The organism is Treponema sp. R6D11, assembly GCF_054786075.1.
Genome location: NZ_BDHD01001005.1, coordinates 1 through 415, shown reverse-complemented (window position 1 = coordinate 415; position 415 = coordinate 1). Strand labels below are relative to the sequence as shown.

Annotated in this window: 1 protein-coding gene; it reads left to right on the top strand. The window is 45.8% G+C overall.

Features of this window, described 5'->3' with window-relative positions; translation table 11 throughout:
• Positions 1 to 75: 75 nt before the first annotated feature.
• On the top strand, positions 76 to 415 hold a 340-nt coding region (locus tag ACYVTD_RS17215; protein ID WP_461248858.1), incomplete at its 3' end, for a flavodoxin-dependent (E)-4-hydroxy-3-methylbut-2-enyl-diphosphate synthase.

Here is a 415-nt window from a genome sequence, read left to right as displayed (position 1 = left end):
GGTTTATTGTGATGAGGAGGAATAGCTGTGTCAACTGTTGCCAAGCGTATGATGCGTTGTTAGCAACCTCGCCAAATCAAGTATCCAATTCATATCGGCATAACAGAAGCCGGCGATGCAATTTCTGGCACGGCTAAAAACGCAATCGCAATTGCAAAACTTCTAGAAAATCACGTGGGCGACACTATCCGCGTCTCTCTCTCTGCTCCACCAACCGATGAAATTATAGCCGCAAAAGCTATCCTTAGAGCCTGCGGAGAAGCAACCAACAGCGTCGAAGTCATATCTTGTCCGACCTGCGGGAGAACTAACGGGGATCTAATAAACCTAGCAAAAAAAATAGTTGACGCAACAATACACATCAAAAAAGACATTAAAATAGCCGTTATGGGTTGCGTTGTAAACGGCCCGGGAG